The sequence below is a fragment of the Mesorhizobium sp. B3-1-8 genome (assembly GCF_006439495.1).
GTDB lineage: Bacteria > Pseudomonadota > Alphaproteobacteria > Rhizobiales > Rhizobiaceae > Mesorhizobium.
This window is the reverse complement of the sequence record NZ_VFTK01000010.1, coordinates 68,520-83,283: the sequence shown is the minus strand read 5'-3', so window position 1 is coordinate 83,283 and position 14,764 is coordinate 68,520. Positions and strand designations below refer to the sequence as shown.

14 protein-coding genes are annotated in these 14,764 nt (G+C 64.2%); 5 read left to right on the top strand and 9 right to left on the bottom strand.

What is annotated here, in order from left to right; genetic code table 11:
- Positions 1 to 38: 38 nt before the first annotated feature.
- The gene (locus tag FJ424_RS11630; protein WP_140641901.1) at positions 39 to 737 is read right to left on the bottom strand and encodes a TetR/AcrR family transcriptional regulator; all 699 of its coding nucleotides are present in this window, start codon (positions 735 to 737) and stop codon (positions 39 to 41) included.
- A 133-nt stretch (positions 738 to 870) separates the two neighbouring features.
- Between FJ424_RS11630 and FJ424_RS11625 the strand changes: the two genes are divergently transcribed.
- On the top strand, positions 871 to 2,064 hold the full coding sequence (locus FJ424_RS11625) for an HlyD family secretion protein (RefSeq protein WP_140654513.1): 1,194 nt from the start codon (positions 871 to 873) through the stop codon (positions 2,062 to 2,064).
- A 119-nt stretch (positions 2,065 to 2,183) separates the two neighbouring features.
- Positions 2,184 to 3,797: a DHA2 family efflux MFS transporter permease subunit gene (locus FJ424_RS11620; RefSeq protein ID WP_140654514.1), complete on the top strand. Its 1,614-nt coding sequence runs from the start codon at positions 2,184 to 2,186 to the stop codon at positions 3,795 to 3,797.
- Between the two features lie 93 nt (positions 3,798 to 3,890).
- Here FJ424_RS11620 and msrB read toward each other — a convergent pair whose 3' ends face one another.
- The 4 genes from msrB to FJ424_RS11600 all read right to left on the bottom strand — a co-directional run bounded on the left by msrB (position 3,891) and on the right by FJ424_RS11600 (position 6,650).
- The gene (gene msrB, locus FJ424_RS11615; RefSeq protein WP_140654515.1) at positions 3,891 to 4,394 is read right to left on the bottom strand and encodes a peptide-methionine (R)-S-oxide reductase MsrB; all 504 of its coding nucleotides are present in this window, start codon (positions 4,392 to 4,394) and stop codon (positions 3,891 to 3,893) included.
- A gap of 234 nt (positions 4,395 to 4,628) precedes the next feature.
- On the bottom strand, positions 4,629 to 5,186 hold the full coding sequence (locus FJ424_RS11610) for a fasciclin domain-containing protein (RefSeq protein ID WP_140654516.1): 558 nt from the start codon (positions 5,184 to 5,186) through the stop codon (positions 4,629 to 4,631).
- Positions 5,187 to 5,391: 205 nt separating this feature from the next.
- Positions 5,392 to 6,114 carry an anti-sigma factor gene (locus FJ424_RS11605; protein WP_140654518.1) on the bottom strand — a complete coding sequence of 241 codons (723 nt, stop codon included), beginning with the start codon at positions 6,112 to 6,114 and terminating at the stop codon, positions 5,392 to 5,394.
- Positions 6,111 to 6,650 (bottom strand): sigma-70 family RNA polymerase sigma factor, encoded by a 540-nt coding sequence (locus FJ424_RS11600; RefSeq protein ID WP_140654520.1) that lies wholly within the window; start codon positions 6,648 to 6,650, stop codon positions 6,111 to 6,113. Before FJ424_RS11600 ends, FJ424_RS11605 begins: the two co-directional genes overlap by 4 nt.
- Positions 6,651 to 6,793: 143 nt before the next feature.
- Here FJ424_RS11600 and FJ424_RS11595 point away from each other — a divergent pair, with 143 nt between their 5' ends.
- Together FJ424_RS11595 and argB are read left to right on the top strand one after the other, a co-directional pair.
- Positions 6,794 to 8,308, top strand: a complete 1,515-nt coding sequence (locus FJ424_RS11595) for an amidase (protein ID WP_140654522.1) — start codon at positions 6,794 to 6,796, stop codon at positions 8,306 to 8,308.
- Positions 8,309 to 8,759: 451 nt separating this feature from the next.
- Positions 8,760 to 9,653 carry an acetylglutamate kinase gene (gene argB / locus FJ424_RS11590; RefSeq protein WP_140654524.1) on the top strand — a complete coding sequence of 298 codons (894 nt, stop codon included), beginning with the start codon at positions 8,760 to 8,762 and terminating at the stop codon, positions 9,651 to 9,653.
- 43 nt (positions 9,654 to 9,696) lie between these two features.
- On the opposite strand, the gene bchE is transcribed toward argB, so the two are convergent.
- Both bchE and FJ424_RS11580 read right to left on the bottom strand, forming a co-directional pair.
- Positions 9,697 to 11,250 carry a magnesium-protoporphyrin IX monomethyl ester anaerobic oxidative cyclase gene (bchE, locus tag FJ424_RS11585; protein WP_140654526.1) on the bottom strand — a complete coding sequence of 518 codons (1,554 nt, stop codon included), beginning with the start codon at positions 11,248 to 11,250 and terminating at the stop codon, positions 9,697 to 9,699.
- 290 nt (positions 11,251 to 11,540) lie between these two features.
- Entirely contained in the window at positions 11,541 to 12,017 is a 477-nt protein-coding gene (locus FJ424_RS11580; protein WP_127883232.1) for an Lrp/AsnC family transcriptional regulator, read from the bottom strand.
- 134 nt (positions 12,018 to 12,151) lie between these two features.
- Between FJ424_RS11580 and phhA the strand changes: the two genes are divergently transcribed.
- Positions 12,152 to 12,988, top strand: a complete 837-nt coding sequence (phhA, locus tag FJ424_RS11575) for a phenylalanine 4-monooxygenase (protein ID WP_140654527.1) — start codon at positions 12,152 to 12,154, stop codon at positions 12,986 to 12,988.
- 93 nt (positions 12,989 to 13,081) lie between these two features.
- On the opposite strand, the gene FJ424_RS11570 is transcribed toward phhA, so the two are convergent.
- Together FJ424_RS11570 and FJ424_RS33605 are read right to left on the bottom strand one after the other, a co-directional pair.
- Positions 13,082 to 14,521, bottom strand: coding sequence for a GMC family oxidoreductase (locus FJ424_RS11570; protein ID WP_140654529.1), 1,440 nt, complete (start codon positions 14,519 to 14,521; stop codon positions 13,082 to 13,084).
- Positions 14,518 to 14,676, bottom strand: coding sequence for a hypothetical protein (locus FJ424_RS33605; RefSeq protein ID WP_181182057.1), 159 nt, complete (start codon positions 14,674 to 14,676; stop codon positions 14,518 to 14,520). The genes FJ424_RS11570 and FJ424_RS33605 overlap by 4 nt, the downstream gene beginning before the upstream one ends.
- Positions 14,677 to 14,764: the final 88 nt, after the last annotated feature.

The following is a 14,764-nucleotide window of genomic DNA, read 5'->3' as shown; positions in this document are numbered from 1 at the left end:
TTGCTTCGCACGCTTTGGGATCCACCTGCCCGGGGCAGTCAGGCCGATTGCAACGCCTTTTCCTCGGCGAAGAATTTTTCCGTGGCGTAGGCCTTGAGGAAGACGTCGACACCGGAGGTCACGATGTGCTCGATCTCCGCCTGGCTCGGCGCCTTGGTGCGGTAGGAGAAGATGCACTGGCGGAACAGGCCGGCGAGACAGAGCTCGGTGAACTGATAGGCGGCAAGGTCGACATCGTCGATCTTGAGCAGGCCGCGTTCGACGGCTTCAATAAGGAAGGCCATGACCTTGTCGTGGCCGCGCTTCGGGCCGCGCTCGTAGAAGCGCGCGCCGAGCTCCGGGATCCTGTCGGACGCGCCGACCACCGTGCGCTGGGCCTGGATGACCTTGGCCGAGGTGATCTTGACGGAAAGCACGGTGCCAAACTTCACCAGCGTCTTGCGCAGGTCATCGAAGTGGTCGAGCACCTCATACATATTCTTGAAGATGGTGCCGCGCTCTTCCTCGATGAGAGCCTCGAACAGCTCTTCCTTGTTCTCGAAATAGACGTAGATCGTGCCTTTGGAGACGCCTGCCTCGCGCGTGATGTCGTTCATCGAGGCGGCCTCGAATCCCTTGTCTATGAAGACGCGGCGGGCGCCCTCGATGATCTGGGCCCGTTTTACAGGATCCTGCCCGGCCGCCGGACGGCCCTTGCGCAAGTCGAGCAGATCGCTATCGGCTGTCGTTTCGACCATGGAAGTCATTCCCTAGAAAATATTTCGAACCGCTCGGTTCGATTTCCTCTTGATATGGTCCTCTTTCCGCGCTATGTCAACGGCGAATTCGAACCGAACGGTTCAGTCTGACTGACATTCCAGAGAGATCCCCATGTCCTCGAACGCGCCCGCCACCGCCGAAGTCCGCACGTTTCCCAACGCCAAGGTCCAGCCCTCGACCGAAGCCCCGGAAGCGCCTGTCCAGCCCGTCATCCCGGTTGCGCCTCCCGCGGCCGACGCGCCGGCCAAGAAGAAGCGTTCGGTGCGCTCTTTCCTTCTGCCGATCATCGGCCTTGCCCTCCTCGGCGCCGGGTCCTGGTACGGATACAACTATTGGACCGACGGCCGGTTCATGATCGCCACCGACGACGCCTATGTCCAGGCCGATATGTCGTTCGTGTCGCCGAAAATATCCGGTTACATCGACAAGGTGCTGGTGAGCGAGAACCAGCAGGTCAAGGCCGGCGATCCGCTGTTCGTCATCGACAATGGCGACTACAAGATCGCGGTCGCCCAGGCCGAGGCGCAGATCGCCACATTGAGCAAGACGCTCGACCGCATCGACGCCCAGACCAAGGCGGCCCAGGCCTCGCTGTCGCAGGCCGAGGCGCAGAAGGTCGCGGACCAGGCCGCCGCCGACAATGCGGCGCGCGCCCAGGACCGCGCCGCGCAGCTGCTCAAGACCCATGTCGGCACGCAGGCCCAGCTCGACGACGCGCAGACCGCGCTCGACCAGGCCAAGGCGGCGCTTGTCGGCGCCGACGCGCAGATCGCCGCGGCGCAGGCCAATGTCGGCGTTCTGGAAGCGCAGCGCGCGGAATCGGCCTCGACGCTCGCCTCGCTGCAGCTCACCCGCGACAAGGCCCAGCGCGACCTGTCCTTCACCGTGCTGAAGGCGCCCTATGACGGCGTCGTCGGCAACCGCTCGGTCGAGCAGGGCGACCTCGTCAGCCCCGGCCAGAAACTCGCCGTCGTCGTGCCGATGGACAAGCTCTACATCGTCGGCAACTTCAAGGAGACGCAGCTCGGCCGCATGGTGCCCGGCGAGAAGGTCCGCATCACCGTCGACGCGATCGACGGCCAGACCTTCGAGGGCACCGTGTCCTCACTGGCCCCGGCTTCGGGCGCGGTGTTCTCGCTGCTGCCGCCGGAAAACGCCACCGGCAACTTCACCAAGGTGGTGCAGCGCGTGCCCGTGCGCATCGACGTGCCGGCCGATGTCTTGAAGACCGGCAAGCTGCGCGCCGGCTTGAGCGTCGTCGTCGCGGTCGACAGCCGCACCGCGCCGGCCTCGACGACCAACTAATTGGGGGGGCGGTTCGGTGGCCATCCGAGCGCCGAGCCGCCCAGCCTGCTTTATCCGTTTCGACGCAATTCGGGACCGCCACGCGCTTGTCCTCGAGAATTGCCTAGGGAGGCCATGACATGGCAACCGCAACCATCACCGCAGGATCGGCACCGGAACGTCCGGTCGCTGCCGCGCCGGCCCTGCCCGCGGACCATATGCCTGTGCGCCGCGTCGTCGCCTTCCTGGCGATGGTGTTCGGCATGTTCATGGCGATCCTCGACATCCAGATCGTCTCGGCCTCGCTGTCGGAAATCCAGGCGGGCCTGAGCGCCAGCTCCGACGAGATCCCGTGGGTGCAGACCGCCTACCTGATCGCCGAGGTGGTGATGATCCCGCTGTCGGGCTTCCTCAGCCGCATGCTGTCGACGCGGGTGCTGTTCACCACCGCGGCGGCCGGTTTCACCGCGGCCAGCGCGCTGGCCGCCACCGCCACCAATATCGACCAGATGATCGTCTACCGCGCCATCCAGGGTTTTATCGGCGGCGGCATGATCCCCAGCGTGTTCGCGGCCGCCTTCACCATCTTCCCGCCCTCCAGGCGCGCCGTCGTCTCGCCGATGATCGGCCTGGTGGCGACGCTGGCGCCGACGATCGGCCCGACGGTGGGCGGCTATATCAGCCATGCCATGTCCTGGCACTGGCTGTTCCTGATCAATGTCGTGCCCGGCATCCTGGTGGCGACGGCGGCCTGGGCGCTGATCGATTTCGACAAGCCCAACCTGAAACTGTTCTCCAAGTTCGACTGGTGGGGCCTCGCCGGCATGGCCGCCTTCCTCGGCTGCATGGAATATGTGCTGGAGGAAGGCCCGAACCATGATTGGCTGCAGGAGCCGGCGGTGTTTGCCTGCGCCATCATCATGACCATCGGCGGCATCATCTTCTTCTGGCGCGTCTTCACCGCCGAGGAGCCGATTGTCGACCTCAGGGCCTTCAGCAACGTCAACTTCGCCTTCGGCTCGCTGTTCTCCTTCGTCGTCGGTATCGGCCTTTACGGGCTCACCTATCTCTATCCGGTGTTCCTCGGCCGTATCCGCGGTTACGATTCGATGATGATCGGCGAGGCGCTGTTCGTCAGCGGCCTGGCGATGTTCTTCACCGCGCCCGTTGCCGGCATCCTGTCGAACAAGATCGATCTCAGGCTGATGATGATGATCGGCTTCCTCGGCTTCGCCACCGGCACCTGGTGGATGACGAACCTCACCGCCGACTGGGATTTCTATGAGCTGTTGATCCCGCAGATCCTGCGCGGCTGCTCGATGATGCTGTGCATGGTGCCGATCAACAACATCGCGCTCGGCACGCTGCCGCCGGAACGGTTGAAGAATGCGTCGGGCCTGTTCAACCTGACCCGCAACCTCGGCGGCGCCGTCGGCCTCGCGGTGATCAACACGGTGCTGATCGACCGCAACGCCTTCCACTATGCGCGGCTCTCCGAGCATGTGCAGTGGGGCAGTCAGGCGGCGCAGGCCAAGCTGCAGAACATGACGCAGACTTTCGAGCAGACCGCCGGCCTCGACGCCACAAGTGCCGCGATCTCGAAACTGTCCGGCATGGTGCAGCAGCAGGCCGCGCTTTTGTCCTTCATGGACGTGTTCATGATGCTGACGGTGCTGTTCGCCTCGCTCGGATTCTTCGTGCTGTTCATCAACAAGCCGGCCCAGCAGGGCGGCGGTGGCGGTGGAGGTCATTGAGGAGCCGGAACCCCCGCCTGGCTTCCTCAACGCGTGACCCCGGAAATCGGCGACGATTTCCGGGGTCATTCTTTTCGGCAGGACTGGATTTGCTCAGGCGGCGGCCGGCTTGAAGCTCAGCGCCACGCCGTTGATGCAATGGCGCAGGCCTGTGGGCGGCGGCCCATCGTCGAAGACATGGCCGAGATGGCCGCCGCAGCGGCGGCAGTGGACCTCGGTGCGGGTCATGCCGAGAGAATTGTCCACGGTCTTGCCGATGGAGTTGGCGATTTCCTGGTAGAAGCTCGGCCAGCCGGTGCCGGAATCGAATTTGGTCTCCGACGAATAGACCGGCAGGTCGCAGCCGGCGCAGGCGAAGATGCCCTTGCGATGCTCGTTGAGCAGCGGGCTGGTGCCGGGATATTCGGTGCCCTCTTTGCGCAGCACGTCGAAGGCCTCGTCCGAAAGGATGGCGTGCCACTCGGCATCGGTCTTTGTGACCTCGAAGGTTTCGGCGGCAAGAGCGGGTTTCGGTCCGCCGGCGCGCAGCATCGCCCCGGATCCGACGATGAGAGCGGTGGCGGCAGCCCCGCTCCAGAGAAAATCGCGACGGTTCATGGCCGTTCCTCCTGACGCATTTTGCCAAGATAGAGCGCCGCCCGGAAATCAAAAGCCGGTGACGCCCTATCCGTCATGTTGAGCAATTCCAGACGGAAACCGCGTGGCGCCTTGCTGGAATTGCCGCTCCGCGCCCCCTTTCGGGACAGCGCGGAGCACACCCTTGCCGGCGACGCGGATCTTGGATGTCGCGGCCGGCGCTCAGCCATGTCTTCGCCGGCCAGGTCCGCTTTGTTACATCTTCGGCAAGAGAACCTTGTCGATGACGTGGATGACGCCGTTCGACTGGCGGACATCGGCGATGGTGACGTTGGCGACATTGCCGTTCTCGTCGGTGACGGTGACCTTGCCCTTTTGCGACTTCAGCGTCAGCTCGCAGCCGCCGACCGTCTTGACCTGGTGCGCGCCGCCATCGGCCTTGGCCATCTTGGCGACATCGGCGGCCAGCGCCTTGGCGGCGATGACATGGCAGGTGAGTATCTTGGTCAGCTTGTCCTTGTTTTCGGGCTTGAGCAGCGTTTCGACGGTGCCCGCGGGAAGCGCCGCAAAGGCTTCGTTGGTCGGCGCGAAGACGGTGAACGGACCGGGGGTCTGCAGCGTATCGACCAGGCCGGCAGCCTTGACGGCAGCGACCAGCGTGGTGTGGTCCTTCGAATTGACGGCGTTCTCGATGATGTTCTTCTTGGCGTACATGGCCGCACCGCCGACCATCGGATTGGCGGCATAGGCAACGGCGCCGAGCGCGGAAAGGCCGATCGTGGAGGCAAGCAAAAGGGTGGCGAATTTACGCATGGTATAAGTCTCCTCGGGTTGTTTTCTTCCCGCCAGTGGGAACGAAAGGAGATACGGATGTGAAAAAAATTAGTTTCACGAGCGTCGAGAGATTTTTTCTTTCGATTAGTTTCTCTAACACCGCCTGTGGCGACAGCGAACTTCCGCCGATTGCCGAAGGCAAGCGATAGACTTTAATCAGTCTTTGAGACCATGTCGCCTGAGATCAGATGCCCTTCAGGTCACCCGCGGCGACGACCGGACCGGTCGGCTGACCGGTCGGCGAACCGCCCGAAGGCTCGAGACTGACGGCGAGCACGGCGCCTTGCGCCAGCTTCTGCTGGACGGCCGCCGTGACCGCCATGCGTGCGGTCGGGCCGGCGGGGATGACGCCCATCGAGACCGGCGCGTTCTTGCCTTCGATCATCCACAATTCGAAATCCTTGCCGGCGCCGCGATCGCCGGAGACCAGCGACAGGCCGACCTCGTGGCGGGCGGCGTCATAGACGGCAAGGTATTTGACGTTGCTGTTGTCGGCGGCGAGTGACGCGACCAACCTGGTCTCGGGCGGCTGGACCGGCGGGCTGACATAAGGCAGGGCGACATAGACGGCCAAGGCGGCGATGGCCGCCGCGGCGAGGCCGCGCCAGAAGGCCAGGCTCGCCCACAGGCCGGCGCTGGGCGCCGTGGGCGTGGATGCGGACGACGCGAACAGGCGGCGGTCGATCGCCGCCTTGATCGAAGCCGGCGGCTCGACCGCGGCATAGGCGGCAGCCATCGGCGTGAAGTGGGCTTCCCAGGCATCGACCAGGCGGGCGAACGCCGTCTCGGCGTCGATGCGGCGGGACGCGATCTGGCGTTCGTCGGCCGCCAGAACGCCGAGAACGTATTCGGCGGCGAGCAGCTCGTCGCCTCCACGTTCCGGTCCGTTGTCTTCCGCCAGCGTCATCTTTCCAGGCATTCTCTAAGTTTGAGCAGGCTTCGCCGCAGCCAAGTCCGCATCGTGTTCAGCGGAACCTTGAAGCGCTCCGCCAGCTCGGCATAGCTTTCGCCGCTCAAATAGGCGCCCCGGACGGCCGCCGCCCGGTCTTGTTCCAGCTCGTCAAGGCAATGGTAGATGCGTTCGGCCTCGCCGGCCGCCACCGCCATGGCCTCAGGTCCCGGCGTCGGATCGGCGACTTCGAAGGCCGTATCGATATTGGCAGAAGGGCTGCGCCGGGCCCGGATGCGATCAATCGCATGGTTGCGCGCAACGGCCACCAGCCAGGAAATCGGGCTCAGATCGGAAACCGCGAAACGATCCGCCTTCGTCCAGATTTTGACGAAGACCTCCTGCAGCGCTTCTTCCGCATCTCCCCTGTCCCGCAATACACGAAGGCAGACACCGAAAAGTTTCGCGCTGGTCTGCTTGTAGAGCAGATCGAACGCTGCCCGGTCCTTCATCGAAGTCCGGACGATCAGCTTGCTGATGTCCTGCGGCGCCATGCAGGCAAATTAGAAGGTTGCGATTTATTTGCAACGGGCGCCGAGAGCTTGGTCACCCCAAGGTTTGTCGTGCCATTGGCTTGTCGAATCCCGATACCGATTTGCAGGCTCATGAGATAGTCTTCGCCAAAAGAGGGGCGGCGATGTCGATTGAACACGTGCTTTGGGAGCGGGACGCGACCGGTCTCGCCGACCTCGTGCACAGGAATGAAATCTCGCCGCCCGAACTGGTCGACGCGGCGATCGCGCGCGCCGAGGCGACACGGCCCGACATCAACGCCATCGCCACGCCGCTTTACGAGGCAGCGCGGGCACGGGCGAAGACCATCGACCGCACGCTGCCACTGGCCGGCGTGCCGTTCGCGCTCAAGGACCTCGGCATCGGCCTCAAGGGCGTGCCGATCCACGGCGGCAGCCGAATCCCGCCCTTCACGGCCGATTTCAGCTCGGTGATGGTCGAGCGTTATCTTGCAGCCGGCCTGATCCCGATCGCCACCAGCACCTCGCCCGAGCATGGGCTGAGGCTAATGACGGAGTCGGCCCGCTTCGGCATCACCCGCAATCCCTGGAACACCGGCCACACGACCGGCGGCTCATCGGGCGGATCGGCGGCGCTCGTCGCTGCGGGCGTTGTGCCGGCGGCGCACGCCTCCGACGGCGGCGGCTCGATCCGTGTGCCCTCCGCCTGCAGCGGGCTGGTCGGCTTGAAGACCTCGCGCGGGCGCGTGCCGCTGACGCCGCTCGTCAGCGAAAGCTGGTACGGCATGGTCGTCGACCATGCCGTCAGCCGCTCGGTGCGCGATACGGCGCTTCTGCTCGACCTCACCCATGGCGCCGATCCGCTCTCGCCCTACGCGGCGCGCGCCCCGCAGGGTTTCTTCGCGGTGGCCGCGGCGCGCGACCCGGGCAAGCTCAGCCTCGCCGTCTACCGCAAGTCGCCGCTCGGCCTGCCGATTTCGGCCGAGACGCTCCAGGCGCTCGACACCGCGGTGGCGCTGGCGCGCGAAGGCGGCCACACCGTGGAAGAGATCGACCTGCCTTTCATCGGCCGCGATTTCATTTCCGATTTCTGCAAGACGGTCGCTTCTGCCGTCGCCGGCACGATCCGGGGCGAGGCGCAGCGCGTCGGCCGCCCGGTGACCGGCGAGGTCGAGCGTGCGACCCGCGTTCTCGCACGTCTCGGCGAAATGCTGTCCGCCGGCGAAGTCTATGAGGGCGTGCAGCGGCTCAACGCCACGGCGCGGCGGCTGATCGAAGAGACCACACGCTTCGACGCCGTGCTTATGCCGATCATCGCGCATCCGCCTTTGGCCTGCGGTTCGATGGACCCCAAGGGCGCCGACGAATTCGTCGAGAACCTGCTCGACAAATTGCATCTCACCCGCCTGCTCAAGGTCAAGGCGCTGTTCGGCCAGCTGATGGACAAGAGCCTTTGGTTCACCCACTGGCCGGCGATCCAGAACGTCAGCGGGCAGCCGTCGATCGCGCTGCCGGTGCATGTCACCGCGGACGGACTGCCGCTCGGCATCCAGGCAGCCGGCCGGCCCGGCGACGAGGAGACGCTTTTGTCCTTCGCGGCGCAGATGGAGAAGCTTTCGGGTTGGCTGAAGCGGCGGGCGCCGCTGAAAGTGCCTGGTGGTTCTGCGCAGGGATTTTGAAAACTGCCACTTATCACGGTAAGATTGTCATCGTCATTTCGGTGAATCAGCGCAAACGCTGGGAATTGGCCGAAGCCTTCCGACCTCGTCATTCCAGGGCGGAGCAGCCGCGAAGCGGCGTCGCGGAGACCCTGGAATCTCCGCCGTGACGTTGATCGTAGACTGCAGCAGAGCAGAATTCTGCACCGTTGCGGCGCTCATGCGTCACGGAATGGATCCTCGGGTCTGCGCGCGTCGCTTCGCTCCTTGCTCCGCCCGTGGATGACGAGGTTGGGCCGTTTCGGCCAATCTCCAAGGCATGCCACCTACCAACACAAATACGGCCTGCCCGTCAAAATCACTGTGCTGGGGAACTAGCCGATTTCGTCATTGTGAGCGCAAAGCCGTTTGCGGCCTGCGGCAATTCCCGCTAAGACGCCGCCGTCCTTTCCTAGAAGCCGGGAACCAATCGATGACGGACATCGCCGCCACCGCCGAAATGCAGGCCGCGCTGCTTTCGCGCGCGCTGCCCTATATGCAACGCTACGAGAACAAGACCGTGGTGGTGAAGTATGGCGGCCACGCCATGGGCGACCATGAGCTCGGCAAGGCGTTCGCCCGCGATATCGCGCTGTTGAAGCAATCCGGCGTCAACCCGATCGTCGTGCATGGCGGCGGGCCGCAGATCGGCGCGATGCTTTCCAAGATGGGCATCGAATCCAAGTTCGAAGGCGGGCTGCGTGTCACCGACCAGAAGACGGTCGAGATCGTCGAGATGGTGCTGGCCGGCTCGATCAACAAGGAGATCGTGGCGCTGATCAACGCCGAGGGCGAGTGGGCGATCGGGCTCTGCGGCAAGGACGGCAACATGGTGTTCGCCGAAAAGGCGCGCAAGACAATGATCGATCCGGATTCCAACATCGAGCGGGTGCTCGATCTGGGTTTCGTCGGCGAGCCGGTCGAGGTCGACCGCACGCTGCTCGATCTTCTGGCGCGCTCTGAAATGATCCCGGTGCTGGCGCCGGTCGCGCCGGGCCGCGACGGCCACACCTACAACATCAATGCCGACACGTTTGCGGGCGCAATCGCGGGCGCATGCCGCGCCTCGCGCCTGCTCTTCCTCACCGACGTGCCCGGCGTGCTCGACAAGAACAAGAAGCTGATCGACGAGCTGACGGTCGCCGAAGCCAGGGCGCTGATCAAGGACGGCACCGTGTCGGGCGGCATGATCCCGAAAGTCGAGACCTGCATCGAAGCGATCGAGCGCGGCGTCGAGGGCGTCGTTATCCTCAACGGCAAGACGCCGCACTCCGTTCTGCTGGAGCTCTTCACCGAGCACGGCGCCGGCACGCTGATCGTTCCGTAGGAAGGCAAGTAAACCGTTTCCGTGAAGCGGTGAATTACCATAGTCAGCCGGCTAATCTTCTTTCGCCTTCAAGAGCGGGCATGGCCGGCTTTCGCGCTCGACGCCGAACGATCATCGATTCCTCCTCGGCGTCCTGCGGCGCGCCCCAGAACTCAGCGAGCGTCGGGCCGTCCGTGACGCGGCCGTCGCGGGCGAGAAAACCCCAGACCTCGCGGAACCAGACGCGGCGCCCCATCTTCGTGTACCAGCGCATCGAATGACGCTGCTCGGGATCGGGGTGGAAGAGGATGCGCGCCAGCGCCTTCGGCCGCGACTGCACCGCGACCTCGATCAGCTTGACGGCGAAGAACAGCATCCAGGGTTTCAGCCGGGTCATGTGCAGAACCTGGTGCTTGTAGTCCCAGAGGCGCACGTCCTTCTGGATCACCTTTCGGTCGCTGGCGATGCGGAAGAACGGCGTCCAGCGATGTGGCGTGACATAGAGCGCCTGGATCTGGTCCGGATCGTAAGCGATGAGCTGGCGGAAGCCGCGCCAGAGATCGCGCAAGGTCTCGTCCTCGAAGCCGGCGACCCAGGTCGCCATCGACAGGATGCCGTGTCGCCTGAGCAGCCGGATCGCCTCGCGGTCGGATTTGGTGCTGCCACCCTTGCGGATCAGCGACAGCGTCTCCTCGTCGGTGTTCTCCATGCCGAGCAGCCAGCGGATGATTCCGGCGTTGCGGTAGAGATCGAGGATATCGGCATCGCGCACGATGTCGTCGGCGCGGGTCGAGCCGACGATCAGCACCGGCACATTCTCGGCGATCATGGCATCGAGAAAGGCGCGCCAGGCTTTCTTCGAGGAGGTCGGGTTCTCGTCCGCCAGGTTGATCAGCTCGACGCCGTGCTCGCGATGGAGCCAGGCGATCTCCCTGGCGAATTTGACGGGGTCGCGGTGGCGCCAGCGGGTCCAGAAGCCGCGCTGGCCGCAATAGTTGCACAGATGCGGGCAGCCGCGCGAGAACTGCATGACCACGGCCCGCTTGCCGCCCCAATAGGAGTAGCGGCGATGATCGATCAGCTCCCAGCCGACGCGCCAGGCGTCGAGATCGGCAATGGTCATTGCCGGCTGCGTGGCGACCGGATGGCCGAGGTCGTCGCGATAGGCGATGCCGGCGACGCTCGCCACCGGCTGGCGCATCTCGATCGCCTCGACCAGCGCCGTCGCGGTCGCCTCGCCTTCGCCGCGCACGATGAAATCGAAGACGTCCGTCGCCGCCAGGATGTCGCGCCAATGATAGGTCGGAAAGACGCCGCCATAGATGACGATGACGCCCGGTGCGCGGCCCTTGATCATTTCGGCGATCTTCAAGGCGGTCGGATGCGCCGAGGTCGAGCCGGAATGGCCGATCAGGATGAAATCCGGTTCGCCGCGCAAGGCCTCGTCGACCAGCACGGCAAGCGGCATCGGCCCGAACTCGGCATCGACCAGCCGGACCTGATGGCCGGAATCGATCAGCGGGCCGCCGATCGCCAGCAGCCCGAGCGGCGGCAAATGATCGTCGGGCACGCGGCTGCCGATGGCCGTGTGCGGCGGATTGATCAGCACGATGTTCATGGCGGACCTCTTGCGTTGGTCCGCTTGTGCTAGTCGCCGATGTCGAAGTCGCCTTGGCGCGGTTCAGCAGTTTCCACGCAGCTTTTCGGGAGAAGTTTTGTTCTGAAGCAAGTCCGGGCGGAGGGCTACGGCGAAGTTGCCGAGCCTAAACGCCTCACACTTTTCCTGGAATTGCTTTTTGCGTGGACGCAATTCCGGACGGAAAACCGCGTTGCACTTTTCTTGAAATTGCTTTTTGCTTGGACGCAATTTCGGACGGAAAACAGCGTTGCACTTTTCCTGGAATTGCGTCAGCGCCGCAGGTGGCTGAGCGGCACGTGGCCCGGGCCCTTGATGTTCTGCAGCACCAGTTGCGTGTGGACGTCGCGCACGCCGGGCAGGCGCATCAGCCGGTGCATGACGAAGGCATTCAGATCGTCCACCGACGGCACCATGACATGCAGCAGGAAATCGTGGTCGCCGGTCATCGTCCAGCAGGACGAGACTTCGTCCATGCGCTGCACGGCGGCGATGAAGCTTTCGGGCGAGCCGTCGCTGTGGCTGACCAGCCGCACCTGGATGAACACCTCGACCGTGAGCCCGACGGCGCGGCGGCTGAGCACGGCGGCAAAACCCTTGATGATGCCGGTTTCCTGCAGCGCCTCGAAGCGGCGCGCGCAGGGCGTGGTCGATAGCCCGATCTCCTGCGCGAGCTCCGAGACGGGCTTGCGGCCATCGCGTTGCAGGATATCGAGCATCCTTATCTCGAAATCGTCGAATTGAGGCATGTTTTGTCGATCTCACGTCTATCTGAGTTCTTTTACCTCGAAATCAGCTGACGATCTACAAACAAGGCGGATTTACCTCAGCGTTCGCTCCTAGACTCCCTCCACGATCCGCGGATCACGATCTCGAGGAGGATATGATGACGATCAGCGTTGCCGATTACGCCGCCGAATGCGCGGCGCAGGGCCTTCGCGGCGACTATTCGGTCTGCCGCGGCGATTTCACCGTTGCGCAGGGCTACGACTATTCAGCCGAGGAACAGGCGGTGTGGCGCACGCTGTGCGACCGCCAGACGAAGCTGACCCAGAGGCTCGCGCACCGGTCCTATCTGGATGGTGTCGCCGCGCTCGGCCTGCTCGACAGGATTCCGGATTTCGACGAGGTCAGCGAAAAGCTCACCAGACTGACGGGCTGGGAGATCGTCGCCGTGCCCGGCCTGATCCCAGCCGGCCCGTTCTTCGATCATCTCGCCAACCGGCGCTTCCCGGTGACCAACTGGCTGCGGACGAAAAAAGAGCTCGACTATATCGTCGAGCCGGACATGTTCCACGATTTCTTCGGCCATGTGCCGATCCTGACCCAGCCGGTGTTCGCCGATTTCATGCAGATGTATGGCGAGAAGGCCGAGGACGTCATTGCGCTGGGCGGCGACGAGATGATCACAAGGCTCTACTGGTACAGCGCCGAATACGGCCTCATCCAGGAAGCCGGGCAGCCGCTGAAGGCCTTCGGCGCCGGGCTGATGTCGTCCTTCACCGAGCTGCAATTCGCGGTCGAGAGCAAGGATGCCCACCACGTGCCGTTCGACCTCGAGACGGTGATGCGCACCGGCTATGAGATCGACAAGTTCCAGCGCGCCTATTTCGTGCTGCCGTCCTTCGATGCGCTGCGCGATGCTTTCGCCCATGGCGACCTCGCCGGCATCGTGGCGCGGTTCAAGGGTCAGCCGGCGCTCGACCCGGCCACGGTCTGAGGTCGGTTTTCGCCCAACCGACATTCAGGGCGGTTCAGCCGCTGACAGGCGGCTGGGCCGCCTTGCGTCGGCCAAGCCGGTCTTTTCGGTGGATCAGACGACGATCACCTTGCCGAGGTGCTCGCCCAGGCGGCAAGCGAGCGCGGTGATGGTCGTCGTCGGGTTGCACTGGCCGGAGGTGCAGAACACCGAGGAGCCGCCGACATAGAGATTGTCCATGCCGTGCACCTTGCAATTGGCGTCGACGACGCTTTTCAAGACATCGGTGCCCATGCGGGTGCCGCCCATGTGGTGGTGGCCGGCCGTTTCCTCATTGGTCGGGTAATCGTCGCCATTGCTGATCCAGTCGTCGATGCGGACGCGGCCGAGATTCTTCTGCGCCATGGTCGTGCCGAAAAGCTTCAGGCCTTCGAGCAGCGTGCGGCGCTCGAGCGGCGACTTCTTCCAATGCAATTCGATGCGCGGCACGCCGGCGTGGTCGACATCGACCTTCGACAGCTCGATCTGGTTGGAGGCAAGCGGCGCCTGTTCCCAGGCGACGTAAAGCTGGGCCGCGCAGTGCAGCCTTTGGTCCAGCTGGGACGACATCCACTCCGCCATGTTGGGCGCGGTGCAGGCGAGATCGGCGATCAGCTTCTTGACATTGGGATAAGGCGACTCGATCAGCCGGATGCCGAAATTCATGATCTGCAGCCGCTCCATCGCGGCAAGGGTCGGCGAGAAGAAGGCTTCGTTCGAGGCGTCGACCTCGAACTCCGAGTAACTGGCGAGGATGGCATTGCCGCCCTCGAAGGTCGGATGCTCCATCCAGTAGCGGCCGAGCGCCGTCGCGTTCGGCACCACGCCGCCATTCGAGCGCTCATTCGACCATAACAGCAGCCGCGAGTTTTCCAGCCCGCCGGTGCAGGTGACGAAATAGTCCGCGCCGAAGGTGCCGGCGTCCTGCCCGTTCGACCAGAGCTTCGCGCCGGTGACGCGCTTGCCGTCGCCGGCAAGCTCGGTCGCGTAGGTGTTGAGCACGACGGCGATGTTCTTGCTCTTGTCGAGTTCGTCGGCGAACTTCTCGCCGAAGCGCACCGCCGGGCTCTTGATCAACTGCACCCAGCGGATGTCGTCCGAAACCGGCACATCGGGGCGGAAGTCGGGAAGCTCGAGGATGTCGTGGACTTCGCCGAGATAGGGCTCGATGTCGGCGCGACTGATCGGCCAGCCGGTGTCCGGCGCCCAGGCCTTGGGCTCGAAATCTTGGCTGTCGAGCACGCGGCACCAGCCGGCCCAGTGGTTGGATGAGCCGCCCATGAAGCGCAGCCTGGTGATGTCGAGGTCGAAATAGAAATCGCCGACCGTCCTGCCGCGATAGAAATCCTGCGACTCGTCGCTGAATTCGCGCGAACCCGCCTCCAGGACGACGACCGGGATGCCGGCTGCGCCGAGCTTCCTGGCGATCGTCGTGCCGGCCGGACCGGAGCCGAGGATGCAGGCCTTGGGTTTGAAGCCGGCCTGCTTGTAGGCTTCGTAGCTGTCGAAGATCATGCGAGATCGCTCCGCCGCAGGATCCAGCCATTGATCTCGATGATTTCATCGGGGTCGGCCACGGCCGGCTGGTTGCGGAACAGCGACAGCGCGGGCAGCGCGATCAGCGCCTGCACGATCGCGCGGCGCGACATTTTTCTTATGAACCTGCTCATGACACGTCTCTCGATAGGGGCGTCGATCCACGCATGCCGTTCCTGAACGGCACACACGCCGCAGAGGAGGCCAATTCCGTGCCAAACC

Bases quoted from the DNA above. Each gene is read 5' to 3' on its own strand.
- FJ424_RS11605 (WP_140654518.1), bottom strand. From the start codon at position 6,114: ATGACGCTGGCGGAAGACAACGGACCGGAACGTGGAGGCGACGAGCTG.
- phhA (WP_140654527.1), top strand. From the start codon at position 12,152: ATGATGACGATCAGCGTTGCCGATTACGCCGCCGAATGCGCGGCGCAG.
- FJ424_RS11570 (WP_140654529.1), bottom strand. From the start codon at position 14,521: ATGATCTTCGACAGCTACGAAGCCTACAAGCAGGCCGGCTTCAAACCC.
- FJ424_RS11595 (WP_140654522.1), top strand. From the start codon at position 6,794: ATGTCGATTGAACACGTGCTTTGGGAGCGGGACGCGACCGGTCTCGCC.
- FJ424_RS11580 (WP_127883232.1), bottom strand. From the start codon at position 12,017: ATGCCTCAATTCGACGATTTCGAGATAAGGATGCTCGATATCCTGCAA.
- argB (WP_140654524.1), top strand. From the start codon at position 8,760: ATGACGGACATCGCCGCCACCGCCGAAATGCAGGCCGCGCTGCTTTCG.
- FJ424_RS11610 (WP_140654516.1), bottom strand. From the start codon at position 5,186: ATGCGTAAATTCGCCACCCTTTTGCTTGCCTCCACGATCGGCCTTTCC.
- FJ424_RS11625 (WP_140654513.1), top strand. From the start codon at position 871: ATGTCCTCGAACGCGCCCGCCACCGCCGAAGTCCGCACGTTTCCCAAC.
- FJ424_RS11630 (WP_140641901.1), bottom strand. From the start codon at position 737: ATGGTCGAAACGACAGCCGATAGCGATCTGCTCGACTTGCGCAAGGGC.
- FJ424_RS11600 (WP_140654520.1), bottom strand. From the start codon at position 6,650: ATGGCGCCGCAGGACATCAGCAAGCTGATCGTCCGGACTTCGATGAAG.
- msrB (WP_140654515.1), bottom strand. From the start codon at position 4,394: ATGAACCGTCGCGATTTTCTCTGGAGCGGGGCTGCCGCCACCGCTCTC.
- bchE (WP_140654526.1), bottom strand. From the start codon at position 11,250: ATGAACATCGTGCTGATCAATCCGCCGCACACGGCCATCGGCAGCCGC.
- FJ424_RS11620 (WP_140654514.1), top strand. From the start codon at position 2,184: ATGGCAACCGCAACCATCACCGCAGGATCGGCACCGGAACGTCCGGTC.
- FJ424_RS33605 (WP_181182057.1), bottom strand. From the start codon at position 14,676: ATGAGCAGGTTCATAAGAAAAATGTCGCGCCGCGCGATCGTGCAGGCG.